Raw genomic sequence first — 17,634 nt, forward strand, 5'->3', positions numbered from 1 at the left:
CGGGGGCGCAGAATGCGATTTCTTGTCGCAGGATGCGCTTTCATGCTCGAAACCCTCGCTGCCCTCGTTCCCGCCTTTAGCCCGCTCGACTGGCTGTTCATCGAAGCCATCGTGGTCCTGGCCTACCTGATCTTTGGCGTGGCCGGTTTCGGCAGCGCCCTGGTCGCCGGTCCCTTGCTCACCAGCTGGATGCCGCTATCGCGCATCGTGCCCTTGCTGGTAATGCTGGATTTCCTCGCGTCCTTCCACAACTGGCTGCCGGATCGCCGCGCCATCGCCGGGCGCGAACTCAAGCGATTGCTGCCCATGCTGCTGCTCGGCGCCGCCCTGGGCACCTATCTCTTGATGCGCACCGATGCCCGGCTGCTGATGCTCTGGCTGGGGCTCTTCGTGGTCGCCTATTCCACCTACAGCCTGCTCACGCCCAAGGGTTTTCGCCAGCTGGCGCCGGCCTGGTCGATCCCCGCAGGTGGCGTCGGAGGCCTCTGCGGCGCCCTGTTCGGCAGCGGCGGTTTTCTCTATGCGCTCTATCTCAATGGCCGCCTGGAAGACAAGAACGCCATCCGCGGCACCCAGAGCTTTCTCATCGGCTGCAGCGCTTCCATTCGCATCGTCCTGCTGCTGATCGCCGGTGCATACAGCGACGGCAGCCTGCTGCTCTTGGCCGTCTGCCTGCTGCCGGCCATGCTGCTTGGCGGCTGGATCGGCCGCCACCTGCAGCGACGTCTGTCCCGCGAACGCTTCACCCGCCTGGTGACCTGGCTGGTGCTGGTCTCCGGCGTGACCCTGATCGGACGGTATCTGGCGGGGTAGTCAAGTCATCCTGGGCGGAAGACCCGTAGGTTGGGTTGAGACAGCTCCATCGTCGAAGCCCAACGGGGCCGGATCCCCGCGTAGGGCTTCGCTGCGCTCAACCCAACCTACGTCGCTGGCGATCCTGATCGGACGGTATCTGGCGGGGTAGTCAGGTCATCCTGGGCGGAAGACCCGTAGGTTGGGTCGAGACAGCTTCATCGTCGAAGCCCAGCGCCAGGCCGCACCGTGGAATGTTGGGCTTCGCTGCGCTCAGCGCCAACCTACGTCGCTGATCGCGGCCATGCCGGTGCGTCGTAGCGACCGCTCCTACGGGAAGCGGATACTCCCGTAGGAGCGGCCCATGGCCGCGATGCTCTTGGATCGCCATAGGATGGAAAACCGCCTGGCGTTTTCCCCGACGCCTCGACGTCGGGAACTCCCAAGCCCACCTGAGTCTCCGCTCTAGAGCCCCTTTGCGGAGAACTCCCATGCTCACCTCCATCCAGGCAGGCGTATTGGACGTGACCTATCAGGTCCAAGGACCGGAAACTGGTCCGCCGGTCCTGCTGCTGCACGGCTTTCCCTACGACATCCATGCCTATGACGAGGTGGCTGAAGAACTGGCTGCGCAGGGCTGCCGGGTCTATGTGCCCTACCTGCGTGGCTATGGCACGACGCGCTATCTGAGCGCCGACACCCCGCGCTCCGGCCAGCAGGCCGCCCTGGCCCATGACGTCCTGGCGCTGCTCGATGCCCTGGGTCTCGAGCGGGCGACCTTGGCTGGCTATGACTGGGGCGGTCGCGCCGCCGGTATCGTGGCCGCGCTCTGGCCGGAACGGGTCGCGGGGCTGGTGCTGGGCGACGGCTATCCGATCCAGGACATCGCCGCCGCGGCGACCCAGCCGGCCGAGCCGGCGGCGGAGCTGCGCTATTGGTACCAGTACTACTTCCACGGTGAGCGGGGCCGCGCAGGCCTGGCGGAACATCGTCACGACTTCTGCCGACTGCTCTGGTCACTGTGGTCGCCCAGCTGGCGCTTCAGCGACGCCACCTACGCGCTTACCGCCGCGGCCTTCGACAATCCCGATTTCGTCGACACCGTGATCCACTCCTATCGCCACCGCTACGGCCTGGCACCGGACGATCCGGCTTATGCCGAGACCGAGCACCGGCTCGCCGCGCAGCCGCCCATCAGTGTGCCCACCACGGTCTTGGCCGGCGCGGACGACGGGGTGACCCCGGTGCAGGGCGAGGCTGCCGTGGCGCGGCATTTCCATGGATCTTTCCGCTACGAGGTGCTGCCACGCTGCGGCCACAACATCCCCCAGGAAGCCCCGGCCGCCTTCGCCGCCGCGGTAAGGGAGCGGCTTCCGTAGGTTGGCGTTGAGACGGTTCCACCGTCGAAGCCCAACGCCGGACCGCGCCGTGGATTGTTGGGCTTCGCTGCGCTCAGCGCCAACCTACGTCGGCTCGCCAGGGTGCCGTAGGTTGGTGCTGAGACGGCTCCATCGTCGAAACCTACCGGATACAACTAAGCCAAGGTGGTGAAAACGCTGCCGCCTTGGCGTGTGTATCGAAGCTACCGCCCCAATACCTCCGGGTTGGCGACACCCGTCGGTTCACCCGCGAAGAAGCCCACCAGGTTGGCGAAGGCCTCGCCGAAATAGAGCTCGTAACTGTGCTTTTCCACATAGCCCAGATGCGGCGTGCAGAGCACCTTGGGGTGGGCGAGCAAGGGGTCATCCGGTGCCACGGGTTCCTGCTCGAAGACATCCAGCGCCGCCTGGCCGGGATGCCCCCGTTCCAGCGCCGTGAGCAGGGCGCCGGGTTCGATCAGGCCGGCGCGGGCGGTGTTGACCAGCAGGGCGCTCTTCTTCATCCGCGCCAGGTCCTCGGCGCGCACGCAGCCGCGGCTGCGCTCGCTGTATCTGAGGTGCAGGCTGATGACATCGGCCTCGGCGAAGAAAGCCTCCTGGCTGGCGGCCGCGCGGTGGCCGTCGGCTTCGGCGCGGGCGCGCGAGGCCTCGCTGCCCCAGACCAGCACCGGCATGCCGAAGGCCTGGCCGTAGCGCGCCAGGCGCTGACCGATCTTGCCGTAGCCCCAAATGCCGAGGATCTGTCCATCCAGCCGTTCGCCCAGGTTGACCTGCCAGCGCCCGGCATAGAGGGCGTCGATGGCCGGCTTGAGCCGGCGGCGGGCCATGAGGATCAGGGTCCAGGTCAACTCGGCGGTGGAGACCGGCGAGCCGCTGCCTTCGCAGACCGCCACGCCCTGGTGAGTGCAGGCGGCCACGTCGAGATGGGCGGTGGCCTTGCCGGTCTGGCTGATCAGCTTGAGCCGCGGCAGGTGCGCCAGCAGCTCGGCGTCGATACGGGTGCGCTCGCGGGTCAGCACCAGGGCATCGGCATCGCGGAAGCGCTCCACCAGCACCTGGGGATCGCGCTCGGCGTCGTGATAGAGCGTCACCTGGTGCCCGGCGCGCTGGAGCAAGGGATAGCAATCCAGGGTTTCGACGACGTGCTGGTAGTCGTCGGGGATGACGATATGCATGGCGGGCTCCGTTGTTGTTCTGAACCGCCAGTGGAGCACCTGCAAGGTCGTCCGACAAGATCCGGCATCGCTCTCGTAGGTTGGGCTGATACGGCTTCACCGTCGAAGCCCAACGGCCAGGCCTAGTAAGGAATCACCAGCGGCGTGCCCGCCAGGGGATTCTCGATCACCGCGCATTTGAGGCCGTACAGCGCCTCGATCAGCTCGGGCGTGACGATTTCCGCCGGTGGCCCCTCGGCGAGGATGCGCCCGGCGCGCAGGGCGATGATGTGGTCGGCGTAGCGACAGGCCTGATTGAGGTCGTGCAGCACCGCCACCAGGGTGCGACCACCCTCGCGATTGAGCCGGCAGAGCAACTCCATCAGCTCCACCTGGTGAGCGATGTCCAGGTAGGTGGTGGGCTCGTCGAGCAGCAGCAACGGGGTCTCCTGGGCCAGTGCCAGGGCGATCCAGACGCGCTGGCGCTGGCCGCCGGACAGGCTGTCCACCGCCCGCTCGGCCAGTTCCAGGGTATTGGTGGCTTCCAGGGCGTGCTGCACCGCGCGCTCGTCGGCATCCGTCCAGCCGGCGAAGGCCTGGCGATGGGGATGGCGCCCACGCGCCACCAGATCGCTGACCAGGATGTCGTCCGGCGCCACGGCGCTCTGCGGCAGCAGGCCGATGCGACGGGCCACCTCGCGGGTCGGCAGGTCCTGGATCAGCCGGCCGTCCAGGCGTACCTCGCCGGCACTGGGGCGGATCAGCCGCGCCAGGCTGCGCAGCAGGGTCGACTTGCCGCAGCCATTGGGACCGATGATGACGGTGAAGCGGCCATCGGGCAGCCGCACATCGAGGTCGGCGCAGATCGGCTGGCCGCCGTAGCCCACGGTAAGGCCGTGAGCGGCGAGGCGGCTGGAGGGGGCGTCTTGGCTCATGAGGTCCGCCGCCATTCGCGGCTCAGCAGGAAGATCAGATAGAGGCCGCCCAGGGCGCCGGTGAGCAACCCGACCGGAATCTGGAAGGGCGCCAGCAACCGCTGGGCCAGCAGATCGGCCAGGGCGGTGAGGCAGGCGCCGAGCAGGGCGGGGGCGAGGATACCCAGATCGGCGCTGCGGGTTAGGCGACGGGCCAGTTGGGGCGCCGCCAGGGCGACGAAGCCGATGGGGCCGGCGGTGGCGATGGCCAGGGCGGCCAGGGCCACGGCGACGGCCAACAGCAGATTCTGGCTGGGCAGTACGGCCAGGCCTAGGGCGCGGGCCAGGTCGTCGCCCAGCTCCAGCAGGCGCAGCCGGCGCGCCAGCCAGGCGGCCAGCGGCAGCAGCAACAGGCAGCCGGCGAGCAGGGTCAGGGTGCGGCTCCAGGTCAGCATGTCCAGGCTGCCGAACAGCCAGAGCCGGGCCTCCTGGGCTTCGTCCAGCTCGGCGCGGGTCAGCAGGTATTCGTTGAGCGAGGCGAGCAGGGCGCTGATGGCGATGCCCAGCAGGATCATCCGCTCGCCGCGGATGCCGGCCAGGGCGGCGAGTCCGGCCACCAGTACCGCGGCCAGGAGACCGCCGCTGAGGGCGCCCAGCATCAGCGCCGCGCCGCCCAGTTGCAGCCAGAGCAGGGTGATCAGCGCACCGCTGGCCGAGCCGACGGTGAAGCCCACCAGATCCGGACTGGCCAGGGGATTGCGCGCCAGCCGCTGGAAGATGGCACCGCTGGCACCCAGGGCCGCGCCGACGCCAAAGGCCGCCAGTAGTCGCGGCAGGCGCAGCTCCAGCAGGATCAGACTGGCCAGGGCGTCGCCCCGACCGAGCAGGGTGGCCGCCACCCGGTGCGGCGCCGGAGCGAAGGCGCCGCCGCTGAGGGTCAGGGCACAGATACCGATGGCCGCCAGCAGGAGCAGCAACAGGCAGGCCTTGAAGCGCGCCGAGCGGCGGGGGGCGAAGCGATGGCGACTCAAGGGCGCACCCGCCGGGCGGAACGGATGATCAGCGCGAGGAGCACCGGGGTGCCGAGCAGGGCGCAGACGATTCCCGCCTCCAGCTCGCCCGGCAGGGCCACGCGGCGGCCCAGGGTATCGGCCAGCAACAGCAGATTGGCTCCGGCCAGGGGCGCCAGCGCCAGGATCCAGCGCCAGTCGGCGCCCACCAGCAGGCGCAAGGCGTGGGGCACTACCAGGCCGAGAAAGCCGATGGGTCCGGCCACCGCAGTGGCGGCGCCGCACAGCAGCACGATGGCGACGAAGGCGAGCAGCCGCAGTTGTCCGGGGCGGGCGCCGAGGGCGCGACCGAGGTCGTCGCCCAGGGCCAGGGCATTGAGCCGGCATCCCAGGGGTAGGCCCAGCAGCAGGCCGATCAGCAGCAGCGGCAGGATGCCGAGGGCGCCACCTGGCGTCTGGCCGCTCAGGGCGCCTACCGCCCAGAAGCGATAACTGTCGAACACCGCGCTGTCGAACAGGGTGATGATGCCGGTGCAGGCGTTGAGGCTGGCGCTCAGGGCGATGCCGGCCAGGATCAACCGTATGGGCTGACCGCGGGCCGGGGCACTGCCACCGAGCAGATAGACCAGGCCGGCGGCCAGGGCCGCGCCCAGCAGGGCACAGGCCAGGCGCGTCGGGGCATCGTCCAGCCCCAGCAGCGACAGCCCGGCCACCACGGCGAAGGCCGCCCCGGCGTTGATGCCCAGCAGTCCGGGGTCGGCCAGAGGATTGCGCGTCAGCGCCTGCATCAGGGCACCGGCCAGGCCCAGGGCCGCACCCACCAGCAGTCCGAGCAGGGTGCGTGGCAGACGCAGCTGCCAGAGCACCACGGCCTCGGTGGAGTCATCGGGCGCGACGAGCAGGTGCAGGATCTGCGCCGCCGACAGCGACCGTGCGCCTATGCCCAGACTCGCCACCACCGCCAGCGCCAGGACGATCAGCAGCAGGACCAGCACCAGGCCACCGCGGGCGGCGGATGCCCGTTGTGCAAGAGGCGCGGGGCGGGCCGGCGGGGTCATGTCATCCCCAGGGCGCCGGCGACCGTGCCGATCACCTGGCGGGCGGCGAGGGGCCCGGCGTTGAGATAGAAGGCGTCGGTATCCACGCGAACGGCCCGGGACTGACGCACCGCAGTCAGCCGCGGCCACAGCGGTTGCCGCGCCAGGCTGGCCAGGGCGGTGCCCTGCTCGGCGTAGAACAGCCAGTCGGCGTCGGCCAGATCCAACAACTCGGGGCTGACATCCCGCGAGGTGCCCTTGAAGCGCTGCGCCGCCGGACGGGTCACGCCCATCGCCTGCAGCAGCCCGCCGGCAAAGGAATCCGCGCCCATCAGGCGCAGTCGCGCGCCGCTGGAAAACAGCAGGGAGGCGGAGGGTGGCTGGGCGCCGAAGCGCTGCGCCAGGCCGGCGAGATCCCGATCCAGCTCCGCCAGCAGGCGCTCGGCCTGCTGGCGCCGCCCCAGGGCATCAGCCAGCACCAGGAAGTCCGGCCGCCAGTTGCCACCGGTGCCGCGCGCCACCACCGTGGGGGCGATGCGCGAAAACAGCTCCAGGCCGCCGGCCTTGAGCACGGTGCGATTGAGCACGATGAGATCCGGCGCCAGGCGCGCCAGGGCTTCCAGATCCGGCGCCTGACGACTGCCCAGGTCGACCATGGCGTCCAGCTCGCTGGCGCGGCTGGCGAGGACGGTGCGCAGATAGCCGGGCGCCAGGTCGCGATTGTCCACCCGGGTGGTGCCGGCCGGGATCACGCCCAGGCTTAGAGCGGCGTCCAGCTGGCCGGTGGAGATCACGGCCACCCGCTGGGGTTGGCGTGGGATAAGGGTGCTGCCCACCACATGCTCCACCTGCCGCGGGAATTCACCATCCGCCGCCGACGCACGTGCGCATACCCGACCCGGCAGCCCGGCGAGCAGGGCGGTACCGGCGGCGAATTGCAGAAGGGCGCGGCGATCGAGCATGACGGGGACTGGCTGAAGACCGAAAGAGGCCCGCCAGGCGGGCCGAGGCCCCACGGCGGGGCGGCTAGGATAGAGCATCAACACGGGGCTGGCATTCTTTACCCCCTCTCCCCCTGGAAGAGGGCTGGGGTGAGGGCAGGCCGCTGGCTTAGAAGCTCACCGTGGCACTCAGCCGCGCCGTCCGCGGCTCACCCACGGCCACCTGCAGCGGGCTGTTGGCGCTCGACGGGTAGTATTCCTTGTCGAACAGGTTATCCACGTTCAGCTGCAGCCGGGTCTGGTAGCCGGTCACCGGCAGGTCCCAACGCAGGAAGGCGTCGGCCACGGTGTAGCTGCTCATGTAGAAGCTGTTGGCCGCATCGCCGGCGCGCTCGCCGACGTAGCGGGCGCCGCCACCGAGGTGCCAGCCACCCAGGTTGGACGGTACCAGCAGGTGATGGGTCAGATAGAGACTGCCGCTGTGCTCGGGTGCCTGGGTCAGGCGATTGCCTTCGTTGCTGGGGTCGTCGAGCACCTTGGTCTTGTTGTAGGCATAGGTGGCGACCATGTCCCAGCGTTCGGCCAGGCGACCGGTGAGATCCACTTCCACGCCGCGGGAGCCGACCTTGCCGGCGGCTTCGCTGACATTGAGCCTACCGGTCGGCACGACAACATTGGTCTTTTCAATGTCATAGAGCGCCACGTTCAGATTGAGCCCGGGTGCGAGGTCGTACTTGGCCCCCACTTCGTAGCTACGGCCTTCCTCCGGATCGAAGGTATTGCCGGAGCCATCCTGGGTGTTCGGGACAAAGGAGCGGCTATAGTTGCCGTAGAGCGACAGCGCATCGGTGGCCTGGAACACGACACCGGCCAGGGGCAGCAGGGCATTGTCCTGGCGATCCAGGGTTTCGCGACGGCTGCTGCCGGTGCCCACGCGACCGTACTGGTCGAAGTGCTGATAGCGACCGCCCAGTACCAGGATCCAGCGATCGTTCAGGTGCCAGTTGTCCTTGACGTAGAGCGAGGTGGATTCCAGTTCGCTGACCAGATCGCTGGTCGCGGGATCGACTCGGCTGGGCGCAGCCAGGCGACCATAGCTGGGATTGAAGATATTAAAACTCGGCGTGGCACCGGTGTTGCGGTAGGTCTTGCCGCGCACCTGGCTGTTGTCTTCGTGATCGACACCGACCAACAGATCGTGCCGTTGGCCGAACAGCTCCTGGCGACCGACGACGTCCCAACTGGCGTACTTGGTCTCATAGTCATAGTGCCCGCCATTCGCCTGGCGATTCAGCTGGCCAGTGGTCGCCAGTTGATTGGACGTTTGCGGCTGAGCGAACGAAAGCCCATAGCGGTCGTTGTTCCAGGCATAGGTCAAACGGGTCTTCCAGTCATCGCTGAGCTGATACTCATAGCGCGCACTGGCGGTCTCGGTGATACCGTCGCCCTTGGCCCATTGCTCGTCCAGGCGCTTGTTGTAGTCGACTTTGGCCGGATGCCCATTGACGAACACCGTCCCCCGATCCACCGGGCCGCTGTAGTCGTTATAGGAATAGGCCAGGGTCAGGCTGGCGCGCTCGCCGGTCCAGGAGAGCGACGGCGCCACCAGACTGTGCTGATCCACGCCATAATTGCGCCAGTAGTCCTCGTTCTGGCGCTCGGCGATCAGCCGATAGGCGAAGCCGCTGTCACCCAGGGGGCCGGTGGTGTCGACGCCGAGATTGCCGCCGCCCTCGCTGTAGGCCGAGCCGCTCAGGGTGGTGCGTTGCTGGTACTGCGGCTGCTTGCTGACCACGTTGATCAGGCCGCCGGGCTCCAGGGCGCCATAGAGCAGCGAGGCGGGGCCCTTCAGGACTTCCACGCGCTCGGCGGTGGCATCGAAGTTGTGCGACAGATTCGAGCGCACCCCATCGCGAAAGATGGAGCCATCGGCGTTGCTGCCGAAGCCACGTTTGACGAAGGCATCCTTGGTCCCGGCCAGGGTGTTGCTCTGGGTCACGCCGCTGACGAATTTAGAGGCGTCGTCCAGGGTCCGCACCTCGTAGTCTTGGAGCAGTTGCGGAGTCACGGTCTGCACCGACTGCGCCTCTTCCTTGATCGGCACGTCGCTCTTGCTCGCGGTCGAGGCGCGGGTCGCCCGATAGCCCTGGTCGGCCTCGCTGGCCGTAGCGGAGATGTCCATGGGGGCGAGGGTGGTGTCAGCCGCTGCCAGCAGATCCGAACTGGTCGCCAGGGCCAGGGTGCTGAAGGCGAAGGGCGCGAAACGGCGAAGGGCTCTGGGCGGCGTGTTCAAGGGCGTTCTCGGGAGGGGCGGAAAAGGTGGCGGCGATTCTATGTTGATAGTCATTCTCACGTAAATCGAATCCTCTTACCGTTGATGCTCGGGTGCGTTGCCGCCCATCCCCAAGCGCAGGTATAATGTCGCGCTCCTAAATTTTCCCGCCCGGGAGCGCCCGCCATGCTGCGCATCAGCCAAGAAGCCCTGACGTTCGACGATGTTCTCCTCATCCCCGGCTATTCGGATGTCCTGCCGAAAGACGTCAGTCTCAAGACCCGCCTGACCCGTGGCATCGAGCTGAACATTCCCCTGGTGTCCGCCGCCATGGACACCGTGACCGAGTCCCGCCTGGCCATCGCCATGGCCCAGGAAGGCGGCATCGGCATCATCCACAAGAACATGACCGTCGAGCAGCAGGCCGCGGAAGTCCGCAAGGTCAAGCGCTTCGAGGCCGGCGTGGTGAAGGACCCCATCACCATCGACGCCGACGCCAGCGTGCGCGATCTGTTCGACCTGACCCGCCTGCACAACATCTCCGGCGTCCCGGTGATCTCTGGCCGTGACTTGGTGGGTATCGTCACCTCCCGCGACGTGCGCTTCGAGACCCGACTCGACGTGCCGGTGCGCGAAGTCATGACCCCCAAGGATCGCCTGGTCACCGTGCGCGAAGGCGCCGACAAGCAGGAAGTCCGCGAGCTGCTGCACAAGCACCGCATCGAGAAGGTGCTGATCGTCGACGAAGCCTTCGCGCTCAAGGGCATGATGACCGTTAAGGACATCGAAAAGGCCAAGGCCTACCCCAACGCCAGCAAGGACGACGCCGGTAGCCTGCGCGTCGGTGCCGCCGTCGGTACCGGTGCCGAGACCCCCGAGCGCGTGGCTGCGCTGGTCGCCGCTGGCGTCGACGTCATCGTGGTCGACACCGCCCACGGTCACTCCAAGGGCGTGATCGAGCGCGTGCGCTGGGTCAAGCAGACCTACCCGCAGGTGCAGGTGATCGGCGGCAACATCGCCACCGCCGAAGCCGCCAAGGCCCTGGCCGATGCCGGCGCCGACGCGGTCAAGGTCGGCATCGGCCCGGGTTCCATCTGCACCACCCGCATCGTCGCCGGTGTCGGCGTGCCGCAGATCTCCGCCATCGCCAACGTCGCCGCCGCCCTCGAAGGCACCGGCGTGCCGCTGATCGCCGACGGCGGCATCCGCTTCTCCGGTGACCTGTCCAAGGCCATCGTCGCCGGTGGCTACTGCGTGATGATGGGCTCCATGTTCGCCGGTACCGAAGAGGCCCCGGGCGAGGTCGAGCTGTTCCAGGGCCGCTCCTACAAGTCCTATCGCGGCATGGGCTCCCTGGGCGCCATGTCCCAGACCCAGGGCTCCAGCGACCGCTACTTCCAGGACTCCGCCTCCGGCGCCGAGAAGCTGGTCCCCGAAGGCATCGAAGGCCGCGTCCCCTACAAGGGCCCGCTGGCGGCGATCATCCACCAGCTGATGGGCGGCCTGCGTGCCTCCATGGGCTACACCGGCTGCGCCACCGTCGAGCAGATGCGCACCAAGCCGCAGTTCGTGCGCATCACCGGCGCCGGCATGGCCGAATCCCACGTCCACGACGTGCAGATCACCAAGGAAGCGCCTAACTACCGCGTTAGCTGATTCCTAATCTGTTGTTCTTATCGTTGCGATTCGGGGCTGTCTAGACAGCCCCGAATCGTCTGAACCTAGCGCTATCGAGACCTGGCCATGTCCCAAGACATCCACGCCCACCGCATCCTCATCCTCGACTTCGGCTCCCAGTACACCCAGCTCATCGCTCGCCGCGTGCGCGAACTGGGCGTCTATTGCGAGCTGCATCCCTTCGACATGGACGACGCCGACATCCGCGCCTTCGCTCCGCGCGGCATCATCCTTGCCGGCGGGCCCGAGTCGGTCCATGAGGCCGGCAGCCCGCGCGCACCCAAGGCGGTGTTCGACCTGGGCGTACCGCTGTTCGGCATCTGCTACGGCATGCAGACCATGGCCGAGCAACTCGGCGGCAAGGTCGAAGGCTCCAACATCCGCGAATTCGGCTATGCCAAGGTCGACGTGGTCGGCAAGAGCCGCCTGCTCGAAGGCATCCAGGACCACCTCGACGACGACGGCGTACTCGGCCTGGACGTCTGGATGAGCCATGGCGACAAGGTCGGCAAGCTGCCGGAAGGCTTCCACATCGTTGCCAGCACCCCGAGCTGCGCCATCGCCGCCATGGGCGACGACGAGCGCGGCTGGTACGGCGTGCAGTTCCACCCCGAGGTGACCCACACCAAGCAGGGCGGGCGCATCCTCTCGCGCTTCCTGAAGGACATCTGCGGCTGCGAAGCCCTCTGGACCCCGGCCAACATCGTCGAGGACGCCATCGCCCAGGTGCGCGCCCAGGTCGGCAGCGCCAACGTGCTGCTGGGCCTCTCCGGCGGTGTCGACTCCTCCGTGGTCGCGGCCCTGCTGCACAAGGCCATCGGCGACCAGCTGACCTGCGTCTTCGTCGACAACGGCCTCTTGCGCCTGCACGAGGGTGACCAGGTGATGGCCATGTTCGCCGAGAACATGGGCGTCAAGGTGATCCGCTCCAATTCCGAGCAGCGTTTCCTGACCAACCTGGAAGGCGAAGCCGATCCGGAGAAGAAGCGCAAGATCATCGGCCGCACCTTCATCGACGTCTTCGACGCCGAAGCCAGCAAGCTCGACAACATCAAGTTCCTGGCCCAGGGCACCATCTACCCCGACGTCATCGAGTCGGCCGGCGCCAAGACCGGCAAGGCCCACGTCATCAAGTCCCACCACAATGTCGGCGGCCTGCCCGAGGAGATGAACCTCAAGCTGGTCGAGCCGCTGCGCGAACTGTTCAAGGACGAGGTGCGCAAGATCGGTCTGGAACTGGGCCTGCCCTACGACATGGTCTACCGCCACCCCTTCCCGGGCCCGGGCCTGGGCGTGCGCATCCTCGGCGAAGTGAAGAAGGAATACGCCGACCTGCTGCGTCGCGCCGACGACATCTTCATCAGCGAACTGCGCAAGGCCGACTGGTACCACAAGGTTAGCCAGGCCTTCGTCGTCTTCCAGCCGGTGAAATCCGTTGGCGTGGTCGGCGACGGCCGCCGCTACGCCTGGGTCGTCGCCCTGCGCGCGGTGGAAACCATCGACTTCATGACCGCCCGCTGGGCCCATCTGCCCTACGAGCTGCTGGAAAAGGTCTCCAACCGCATCATCAACGAAATCGACGGCATCTCCCGCGTCACCTACGACGTCTCGAGCAAACCGCCGGCGACGATTGAGTGGGAGTAAGTTCAAGTCCGCCTTGAACCGACAAAAAGTCATAAAGGTATCCCGAAAGCCCGCTTAAACGCGGGCTTTCGCTTTTTTGGGTTTGCTAAGTTGCGACAGTATTCTGCTCCATAGCTGTAGTGTTAATCTGGCAGGGTATTGAGCCGTCGAAAGACTAATATTGCTAGAAATAGAAAATAAATGAGTTTTATGTGTTTTAATGTATTGGTTGCTCGGGGCGATTGAGATCTTCTTATTGATGGCTTCGGATTGAAAGTGAATATGTGATTAATTTAGTAAGTTGGTCCATTTTCTTCATGTAAGCCTCTGCTAAAATAGTTAATCACTGCCATCTCGCGGTAGTTCAAATGAATGAATTTAATAAGATGGAAAATGAGGGGCGAGATGATTTCTCGCAGCCTACGAAGGATTTGATCGCTAAACGATCTGGCTACATTTGCGCATATCCGAACTGCAAGCGAATGACGGTCGCTGGATCAGATGACCGAAAGTCTGGTCTTACCTTGACTGGCGTTGCAGCGCATATCACAGCCGCGTCTCAAAAAGGACCTAGATATGATCCTGGTATGAGTAAAGACGAGCGCGGCAGCGCGGCAAATGGAATATGGATGTGTCAGATCCATGGGAAACTTATTGATGACAACGCTAGCAGGTGTTCAACCGTCGAGCTCCATCGTTGGAAGGCGCAGCACGAAAAGTGGGTATTTGACCGAGTTGAAAGTGGTTTTGAACTCTTACATCGAGGAGTATCACAAATAAGCTTCGGGGGGGTAGGGGTATTTTCCGATGGTTTGAAGGTGGCACTGCGTCGAAACAATATTTTGGTGGGTGATAATGAATCGGGTAAAACGTCATTTTGCGAAATTCTATCCGCATTTTCTGGTGGTGATCACTGGAAGCAGTTCAATCGAAGATTCAGGTTTTCAAAAAGAGCGGCCGATCACGCCTATATTCAGCTTTCATATCAGGATGACGGTATTGTAAGGAGTGTCAGGATCAGTCCGCAGGTAATTAGCGCTGGTAGGAAAAAAACGGAAAATTTGCGTCAGCGAATTCATGTGGAGGTTGATGGTTGTCCTTCTTTTGATTGGCCTAGATCAATGCTCAGAATTTTGTATTTCAAAGAGCAGCTATATCGAACGCATCACTCGGATCCCAAAGACATTTTTGTCAAAGCCCTTAGATATCTAGCTACCGTGTTTGGTACCACAGAAGATCTTGTCTGGGACTCTTTACGAGAGGAATTTTTCACAAGTTCGACATTTGGATACCGGTTCAGACGCACTGGCCATCGAAGCGTTGAAGTACTTGTGCCAGATGGCCGAGATTTTTTTCTTCACCATGGGTCCTTGAGCTCCACAGAGAGGCAACTGGCTTTTCTTGAAATAGCGCTAAAGCTAGTTTCCTGTGCTTCAGGAAAAGAAAGTTGGATTTATATATTTGATACTGACTACTTTCAGCGATTGCACCCGGTTAGAAAATCGGATGTGTTCAAGAAACTAGCTGAATTTACAAATAAAAACGTTCAGACTGTATTTTGTCTCAATTCTGTAGTTGATGCTGAGCTGCTCAAAAATATCCATTTTGATAAGTGGGTTAACGCTGAGCGTTTCGGAGAATTAACAATGCATTCATTTTTATGACGAAGCTCCCGGTATAGTCATTCATTATGTGGTTTATGATGCTAGATAAATTTATTATTTAGAGTGTCTAATCCCGGATAGGCCAGATGACAATGATTTAACAGGGTTCGGGGGCAGCTTTAACTGACTGTCTCTGGCTATGTCCGTCGGAATTTTTGGTCGGTTACTTATAGTTCGGGTGCCGGTTTTTATAGACAGCCGTTGATGTTCTTGTATAATCTTTTAAATAACTGGTGGGTCAATTGTGAGTTAATCGTATGGAGTAAGAGTGGCAGTCTGTATAGTTAAATAAGATTTTTCTATAATTTAGCGTGCTAGATTTATTGGCTTAGTTTTGTCCGCTAGCTATAAGTGTTGGGCGAAGGAGGCTGTCACCGACCGCTGCTGTAAACACAAAGCTACGATTTACGAAGGAAAGGAAGTGGCCAAAAACGGACTTCTAGAAACGTTCTTGGAGGCGCCCATCAAGCTGGGTATGGCTCAGTTCAAGTATTGGGAACAGACAAAATCTGTTTAGTCGGCGGCCGCGAGGCGCACCGACTAAAGTTGAATCAGGTTAGAATGGGATGTCCGAGTCAGAACCAGAATCATCTGTCCCTACCGAATATGGTTTTGGCGCACGCGTCGCGACCATAGAGGTAATTAAAGATGCAGTAGTGCCTGCGGGATCGGTGGGGTTTTCACTACTAGGCTTGCTGGAAACTATGATAGACGTAGTTGTTTCAATAGTAGCGTCGCCAGCATCTCCTGATGAATCTTCATCTTCCGTCTCATCCTCTGCTGGATCTAAATCGACAAAGTTGCGGCCCATCATCATTTTGTAATGAGGCATATGGCCCATGATCTTGAATATTTTAAAGAAGATTCTCATGTAGCTGTGCGCCATACCATCGCTTATTGCTACGTACAGCTCATCTGGTGAATAGTGGGACCCATCGTTCACCCAGCTAATCAACGACTGGCACTGGACTTTTTCCTGTCCTTCGAGTTTTCCGATAATGACATTTGTATCTGTATTACCCAGAATTTTGAAGTAATTTTCTAGAATTCTGCGCATCGTGTTCTGGATGGTAAGCGTAGGCAATGGATTTTTCGCTAGCTCTGCCCACAAAAGCTGGTAAGAAGTCTTGATTGGGTTGGTTTCAAATTTTTCAATTCTCGAGAAGTAGTCTGGCTTCCGCACTATCCAAAATGTTTCATCTTTAATAGGATCATCACCAGCCCTTTGAGGGTTAAACGTGATTTCTTTGTGAAAATGCACATTATGGGTTAGGACAAAGACCTGCTTGATATTGTTCCCTTTCTGGCGAGCCTCGTGAAAGAGTTTTTTGATTAAGCTACTTACAATGAATAGCACGTCGCTATCCAGGCTTGAAACTGGGTCATCAATGACGACAATTCGATCAGTATTGATACCCGAGGTCGTGATGCTTCCCCTCAGCAAATGATAGAAATACAGGAAGGTAACGAAGGTCTTTTCGCCTTCACTGAGCGTTGCCTTAGCATCAGTTCCATCGCTTCTAATCAGTCGATATGAATTTTCGGTACACGCAGTATCCAGGGAAAAACTTCGAAAGCCGAAATCTTTGAGGATTTTGTTGATCGCAATTACGGTAGGCCTCACGCTTGTCAACGAGGTTTCGATACTTGCAATCTCCGCGTCAGCTTTAGAGATGTCTAATTCTGCCTTGTCCAGGCTTGCGCTAATGCCAGCAATTGCTTTGCTAATACGATTAATATCAGTGGTGTAGTCAGTGAGAGTGTCTTTAAGCTCAACGTCGAGAAGATATCGCCAAACCGAGCCGGTTAATTTTTTTTGTTCGACGGAGAAGTCTGAAACAAGGCGATTATGCTCAGAGATCTTTAAGTTGGCTGAATTGATCAATTTAGAAATTTTTTTCGTAACTTCAGCAAGATCTTCCAGCGCTACATCAATACTGGGGCTGGCTATTTTTTGATCAATGCGCTGTCTGTTCACCAATATAATTGCATTCAGGGCGTGTAATTCAGTCTCAAATTTTTCTTTGTCTAAATGCTTGCAGTCTGTGGTCAGGAGTGTCTGAGCTTGGGCTAATAGTGTATCTGCTGTTGACCGATAAGTATCGCGAAACTGCGATAGAGCTCTAGTGTCAGCCTCAAATGTTTCGTCGAAGTAATCTTCAAGTCTTTTCTCGAAATCATGAGGTAGTTTCTGTTGACAGAAAGGGCAGTCATCATCGGTATGGCCCAGATACTTCATGCCTTGCCTAATCCAGTCACTGTTCCCTAAGTGCTGGATCATCGCAGACACACTGACATCCTCTTTGCCAAGCACTTTTTTGCTGAGCACAGGATTTTGCTGAAGCCCTACTAAACGAGATAGGTCAAGGCTAGGAGCAGTAATTATTATTGATGGTGCGTCACGATAGAGAACCTCCGCTCGTTTGCGCAAGTCCTCTAATTCAGCCAGCTGCGATGTATTGTCTCTGCACTCCTGCAAAACCCTACTCTTGAAGGCTTCCTTGTTGTTTCTCAGACCTGAAAAAGCTATTTGAAAATCTTTGTCGTGTTTTTGTTTTTGTTCCCAACACCGTGTTAATAGCTTTGCTTCCAGCGCTTTTTTTTCGCCGATCTTGCCGCTTTCGCCATCGAGACCTTTCAGGTTTTCTTGTGCTCTAGTTTTGACTTGTTCGTAACCGCGTCTTTCTCTCTGAAGCGCCTCTAAACGATCAAGCTGCGCCTTCTCGGTTTTCCCCAGCGTGAAAACACCCTTGAACTGCTTCGAATCAGTAAAGTTCGCAGCGATGAAGTCGTTGTTATAGACCATGGCAGGGATCGGATTGCCCTTTGCCCAAGTGACCTTGGAGGCGGGCGATAGTGCTGGCTCGCCTATCAGCCTGCTGATCGTTGTTTTTCCTGCTCCATTTGCACCGTAGAAATAATTTACAGTCTTCAGGTCTTGAATCATTTCGGGGGTTACGGAACTGTAGGTCGCTATGTCGGAAAGGGTGATCGATTCAATCATGTCTCTCATCCATGGGAGGGAAGTGGGGGAGCAAGCCAAAGGGTGGCGCTAATGCCGCACCATCACCTTGGAATCTAGGGCAGGAAGTGGCATTTTGAGGTCTCAGAATAGACCACTACACAAGCTCGTGAAGCCGGTTGCGCTTAAGAATAGCATCGCGAGATCGG

At 61.3% G+C, this 17,634-nt stretch carries 12 protein-coding genes; 5 read left to right on the forward strand and 7 right to left on the reverse strand.

Annotated elements, in window-relative coordinates:
- The first annotated feature begins 42 nt into the window (after positions 1 to 42).
- Both NRG74_RS00885 and NRG74_RS00890 read left to right on the forward strand, forming a co-directional pair.
- Positions 43 to 813: a sulfite exporter TauE/SafE family protein gene (locus NRG74_RS00885; protein ID WP_257705508.1), complete on the forward strand. Its 771-nt coding sequence runs from the start codon at positions 43 to 45 to the stop codon at positions 811 to 813.
- 470 nt (positions 814 to 1,283) lie between these two features.
- Positions 1,284 to 2,171: an alpha/beta fold hydrolase gene (locus NRG74_RS00890; RefSeq protein ID WP_257705509.1), complete on the forward strand. Its 888-nt coding sequence runs from the start codon at positions 1,284 to 1,286 to the stop codon at positions 2,169 to 2,171.
- A gap of 203 nt (positions 2,172 to 2,374) precedes the next feature.
- Here the strand turns inward: NRG74_RS00890 and NRG74_RS00895 are convergent, their stop codons facing one another.
- The 6 genes from NRG74_RS00895 to NRG74_RS00920 form a co-directional block, all read right to left on the reverse strand.
- On the reverse strand, positions 2,375 to 3,346 hold the full coding sequence (locus NRG74_RS00895) for a D-2-hydroxyacid dehydrogenase family protein (protein ID WP_257705510.1): 972 nt from the start codon (positions 3,344 to 3,346) through the stop codon (positions 2,375 to 2,377).
- Between the two features lie 122 nt (positions 3,347 to 3,468).
- Positions 3,469 to 4,275 (reverse strand): ABC transporter ATP-binding protein, encoded by an 807-nt coding sequence (locus NRG74_RS00900; protein WP_257705511.1) that lies wholly within the window; start codon positions 4,273 to 4,275, stop codon positions 3,469 to 3,471.
- Positions 4,257 to 5,270: a FecCD family ABC transporter permease gene (locus tag NRG74_RS00905; protein ID WP_017638613.1), complete on the reverse strand. Its 1,014-nt coding sequence runs from the start codon at positions 5,268 to 5,270 to the stop codon at positions 4,257 to 4,259. The genes NRG74_RS00900 and NRG74_RS00905 overlap by 19 nt, the downstream gene beginning before the upstream one ends.
- Positions 5,267 to 6,244, reverse strand: coding sequence for a FecCD family ABC transporter permease (locus tag NRG74_RS00910; RefSeq protein WP_437181173.1), 978 nt, complete (start codon positions 6,242 to 6,244; stop codon positions 5,267 to 5,269). Before NRG74_RS00910 ends, NRG74_RS00905 begins: the two co-directional genes overlap by 4 nt.
- A gap of 59 nt (positions 6,245 to 6,303) precedes the next feature.
- Positions 6,304 to 7,248 carry an ABC transporter substrate-binding protein gene (locus NRG74_RS00915; protein WP_257705513.1) on the reverse strand — a complete coding sequence of 315 codons (945 nt, stop codon included), beginning with the start codon at positions 7,246 to 7,248 and terminating at the stop codon, positions 6,304 to 6,306.
- Positions 7,249 to 7,396: 148 nt separating this feature from the next.
- A complete protein-coding gene (locus tag NRG74_RS00920; RefSeq protein ID WP_257705514.1) occupies positions 7,397 to 9,520 on the reverse strand; it encodes a TonB-dependent siderophore receptor in 2,124 nt (707 codons plus the stop codon).
- 165 nt (positions 9,521 to 9,685) lie between these two features.
- On the opposite strand from NRG74_RS00920, the gene guaB reads away from it, so the two are divergent.
- The 3 genes from guaB (at position 9,686) to NRG74_RS00935 (ending at position 14,463) form a co-directional block, all read left to right on the forward strand.
- The gene (guaB, locus tag NRG74_RS00925) at positions 9,686 to 11,155 is read left to right on the forward strand and encodes an IMP dehydrogenase (RefSeq protein ID WP_017638609.1); all 1,470 of its coding nucleotides are present in this window, start codon (positions 9,686 to 9,688) and stop codon (positions 11,153 to 11,155) included.
- A gap of 87 nt (positions 11,156 to 11,242) precedes the next feature.
- Positions 11,243 to 12,820: a glutamine-hydrolyzing GMP synthase gene (gene guaA / locus NRG74_RS00930; RefSeq protein WP_133862639.1), complete on the forward strand. Its 1,578-nt coding sequence runs from the start codon at positions 11,243 to 11,245 to the stop codon at positions 12,818 to 12,820.
- A gap of 347 nt (positions 12,821 to 13,167) precedes the next feature.
- Positions 13,168 to 14,463, forward strand: a complete 1,296-nt coding sequence (locus tag NRG74_RS00935) for a hypothetical protein (protein ID WP_257705515.1) — start codon at positions 13,168 to 13,170, stop codon at positions 14,461 to 14,463.
- Between the two features lie 556 nt (positions 14,464 to 15,019).
- Here the strand turns inward: NRG74_RS00935 and NRG74_RS00940 are convergent.
- Complete coding sequence (locus tag NRG74_RS00940) at positions 15,020 to 17,467, reverse strand: AAA family ATPase (RefSeq protein ID WP_257705516.1); 2,448 nt, start codon at positions 17,465 to 17,467, stop codon at positions 15,020 to 15,022.
- Positions 17,468 to 17,634 lie beyond the last annotated feature (167 nt).

Source organism: Pseudomonas oryzihabitans (genome assembly GCF_024652905.1).
In the GTDB taxonomy this organism is placed as follows: domain Bacteria; phylum Pseudomonadota; class Gammaproteobacteria; order Pseudomonadales; family Pseudomonadaceae; genus Chryseomonas; species Chryseomonas benzopyrenica.

Coding starts and splice junctions, on each gene's coding strand:
- NRG74_RS00885 (WP_257705508.1), top strand. CDS start 43: ATGCTCGAAACCCTCGCTGCCCTCGTTCCCGCCTTTAGCCCGCTCGAC.
- NRG74_RS00890 (WP_257705509.1), top strand. CDS start 1,284: ATGCTCACCTCCATCCAGGCAGGCGTATTGGACGTGACCTATCAGGTC.
- NRG74_RS00895 (WP_257705510.1), bottom strand. CDS start 3,346: ATGCATATCGTCATCCCCGACGACTACCAGCACGTCGTCGAAACCCTG.
- NRG74_RS00900 (WP_257705511.1), bottom strand. CDS start 4,275: ATGGCGGCGGACCTCATGAGCCAAGACGCCCCCTCCAGCCGCCTCGCC.
- NRG74_RS00915 (WP_257705513.1), bottom strand. CDS start 7,248: ATGCTCGATCGCCGCGCCCTTCTGCAATTCGCCGCCGGTACCGCCCTG.
- guaB (WP_017638609.1), top strand. CDS start 9,686: ATGCTGCGCATCAGCCAAGAAGCCCTGACGTTCGACGATGTTCTCCTC.
- guaA (WP_133862639.1), top strand. CDS start 11,243: ATGTCCCAAGACATCCACGCCCACCGCATCCTCATCCTCGACTTCGGC.
- NRG74_RS00935 (WP_257705515.1), top strand. CDS start 13,168: ATGAATGAATTTAATAAGATGGAAAATGAGGGGCGAGATGATTTCTCG.
- NRG74_RS00940 (WP_257705516.1), bottom strand. CDS start 17,467: ATGATTGAATCGATCACCCTTTCCGACATAGCGACCTACAGTTCCGTA.